At 46.5% G+C, this 3,662-nt stretch carries 2 protein-coding genes; both read right to left on the bottom strand.

Features of this window, described 5'->3' with window-relative positions:
- Nucleotides 1–2,329, bottom strand: a 2,329-nt coding sequence (locus ACTHSL_RS09015; protein WP_440381143.1) for an ESPR-type extended signal peptide-containing protein, incomplete at its 3' end; no start/stop codon positions are given.
- Nucleotides 2,330–2,819: 490 nt separating this feature from the next.
- On the bottom strand, nt 2,820–3,425 hold the full coding sequence (locus ACTHSL_RS09010) for a nitroreductase family protein (RefSeq protein WP_440381142.1): 606 nt from the start codon (nt 3,423–3,425) through the stop codon (nt 2,820–2,822).
- Nucleotides 3,426–3,662: the final 237 nt, after the last annotated feature.

The raw sequence follows: 3,662 nt of genomic DNA, 5'->3' as shown, positions 1-3,662 counted from the left end.
CGCCGTTGCCTTTGGTGTATACCACCGGTGTCTGGGCATTCTGCACCACGGTTTGGGCATCTAATGTGTAGGTGTAGCTTTGGTTACCTTGACCGTCCAAATCCTGTTTTACGGTCAAACCATCACCGGCTTTCAGCGTCAGGGTGCTGCCAGGTTTGGCAACAGTGGCAGTAGGAGTACCCTCTACATTGCCGCCGGCATTAATTTTGAAGCCGCTGTTGTTGATGGCGTTGGCAATATCACCCGCTGTCGCCAGTTTGTTGGCATCAGCCGGTGGGTTTACTTTACCGTTGGTTACAGTCAACGGAGTAGTGGCTACGGCTTGAGTAGCAAAATTTGCCACAGCTTTCAACTGCGCAACGTTTACCGCATCAGTATTTTCCGTACCGGCAGCCACATTAATGATTTGGCGGGTCTCATTCTGCGTACCAACCGATACCGCACCCGACGTGCCTTTTACCGTAGACTTAATGTTACTTTGATCAGTACTAGAAGCCGATGTTAGTGCATAAACCTGATTATCGGCTACAGTCGGCGCAGAATTAGTCTGAACCTTAGTCGCATCAATAGCACCTCGAGTTGCCTGAGAGTTGGAGCCCAAAGCAACCGAACCAACTGCTGCTGAAGTGGTAGCACTATTCGCACCAATAGCCACACTATTATTACCTGCAGTATTGGCACTGGAGCCAATAGAGATACTATTTTCTTTAGACGCTACTGCATCTGCACCAATGGCCGTAGAAGCCCTACCACTAGAACGAGCATTAGAACCAATGGCAACTGCCTGTTCCTCTTCAGCGCGGCTAGCACCAAGAGTAACTGCCTGACGACCCGCTGCATAAGCGGAATTACCAATTGCAACTGCGCCCTCGGAATTCGATTGACCAACATCAGATTTTGCTGCAACCTCCGCACTACCAACAGCAACAGAACTGGCTCCAGCTGCTTTCGCATTAATACCTGCTGCCAAAGCTTTGTTGCCGGTTGCACCGTCGTTATTATAGTTATTATCAGCACTTGTGCCATTTACATGATAGAAATGAACGCCGTTTGCACCAGCGGCTGCAATTTGCCCTTGCAAACCCTGAGTAATATGGAACAATTGGCTACCATTGATGGCATCGGTACTATCTGCATTGATCTCACCGGGAGCAACATGTTTGATTTGCCGCTCATTGCCAGCACTGCCGATTGACACTTGGTCACCCTTATCTACGCCAGCAGATCCAGCAAATTTATTAGTACCGCCACCATAAGTAACACTGCCAACAGTCGCACTCTCAACTTTGGAAGCATCAGTGCCGGTTGTACTGCCGACACCCAAAGCTACAGCATTCGCCAAGCTAGCTTTGGAAGCACGGCCCAAAGCTACCGTATCTTCAGCGGTAGCTTTGGATGCTTGTCCTAAAACAGAACCACCCTTAGCAGCCTCTGCCTGATAACCGATTGCAGTTGCATTTTCATCTTGCCCTTTAGCAGCATAACCGAGAGCAACGGTACCCGCTTTGCCTTTTGCTGTACTTGAAAGAGTACCAATCGCAACAGAAAGATCATGTCCTGCTGTTGCACCATTACCCATGGCAATAGACGAGTTAGCACCCTCTGCCAATGCGTTATAGCCGATAGCAATAGAACCAGCACCTTTAGCACCTGACCGATTATAATCATCGCCCACCCCGATAGAGATTGCTGTTGGATTTTTATTTTCATCCGACAACATTGAACCCTTACCCAGACGAATGCTATAAGTTGCACCCACGCCATTAGTGCCCAAGTCGCCCACGCCAATGATGCCACTATTCACATCCAACCGGCCGCCAAGCGACAAATTCTTCGCACCATTATCGGCATCAGTCGCAGCACCGTCCTTTCCATAAAACAAAGTACGATTGGTCTGCGTATTATGATGCTCTATTGCTATACTGGTAGATGAACATGGATTAAAAGCACGTTTAACATTGAAATAATCCAATGTAGGATTAGCACCAGCCGGCACATAACCACCATTGATATACTGAATTTTCTCGCCACGATAAATGGTATACAAACCACCCCAGTTCGTGCTATCTGAAATAACCTGACAAGAAGGATCGGTACCGTCATTGATATAGATACCAGGAGACGCATAAGCAGATGCCGTGCCCATCATATACAGCGTCGCAACGGAGGCGGTCAACGTTGCCACTTTAAAGCCAGCAGTTGACAAGGCCTGCAGGCCGGTTCCCACCACCCCGCTTCGGCTTGATTTCCCATGAGCCTTCGCAATTTCCGCAACCGCAACCCATGTATTTGTTGTTTCATTAAAAACAGTACGATAAACCTTATTCATACCCTATCCTTTCTAAAACGTTTTACAAATCAGATTATGCGCAGACCAATACTCTCTAATCTATGCCGCACAATATTTCAAATTCTCAATAAATTGAATTGGGTAAATTCACAAGCAAATTTCATGCCAAACTTAATTTTAGAATTTGCCTAATGAGCACCTTAAATCCATGCATCTCAAAATTTAGCGAACACAAAAGTGGTTTTTTGCTAAAGAGCTGAATTTTATAAAATCTGATTACAATTTTTTAAGAATATATCCATTATATATATTTTTTTATCCTTTAACTCACTTATACCGTCATTATTTGAACTCAAGCAGATGTTTTTTGTTTGTTTACAACAATTATTAACCAACCCTCGAAAACTGCCCAAATATGTTTCAAAGCGACATTTTCCGCCAATGGCAATATTTGGCATCTTTCCTATACGCATTAAAAATACAGGCCGTCTGAAAATAGTTTTCAGACGGCCTGCTTTATACGATTGAATTAACTGCCGAATACTTTAAACCGCCCCTCCAGCGGTTCGTAAGATTTTTCAGCCGCCGGTGCTTGAACGCCGCCGAACACCAGCTGTGCGCACAATGTCCACGAGGCGGGAATATTCCATTCGCGGGCAACGTCTTGGTCGATTAAGGGGTTGTAATGCTGAAGATTTGCACCGACACCTGCGGCGGACAAGGTCGTCCATACGGCGTATTGGTGCATGGCATCGGCATGCTCGGCCCAAACGGGGAAGTTTTCCGCATAGGCCGGGAATTGTTCTTGCAGGCTTTTTATGATGTTTTGGTCTTCAAAAAATAAAACGGTTCCTGCAGCCGCCTTGAACATGGCCAATTTTTGCGCAGTCGGCTCGAACCGGTCGGCCGGAACGATGGCACGCAGGGCGTTTTCGGCAAATTGCCACAGTTTCTCGTGTTCGGTATCGAAAAGGATGACCACACGGGTGGATTGCGAGTTAAATGATGACGGCGTATGTTTGACTGCATGCTCAACAATTTGTGCGGTTTCAGCAGCCGACAGGGGCAGTTGTTTATTCAAAGCATAAATGGAGCGGCGCGTTTCGGCAGCCTGCTGCAAAATTCGGTATGACATTTTGTCTTCCTTTCGCTTATTGGTACTGGGTATCGGTTTTTGGAAAGCAGCCTGTCCGGCGACCAAGCACCGCTGCCGGCTGCGGAAAAATAGAGGAACTGGAAGTGATTGCTCTAACTCATATTATTATGAAATCTTCCTTATCGGATAAAACGATTTCAATAGACCTCTTGCGAAAATATTCATCCCATCGCATTAACCAGTCCTGCAATCAGATTTACCCTTAACCCGAACCGT

Origin of the sequence: Neisseria sp. P0008.S010 (genome assembly GCF_051962715.1) — a bacterium.
Classification (GTDB): domain Bacteria; phylum Pseudomonadota; class Gammaproteobacteria; order Burkholderiales; family Neisseriaceae; genus Neisseria; species Neisseria elongata.
Note: the sequence above shows the minus strand (reverse complement) of the source record. Positions and strands in the feature narration are given on the sequence as shown.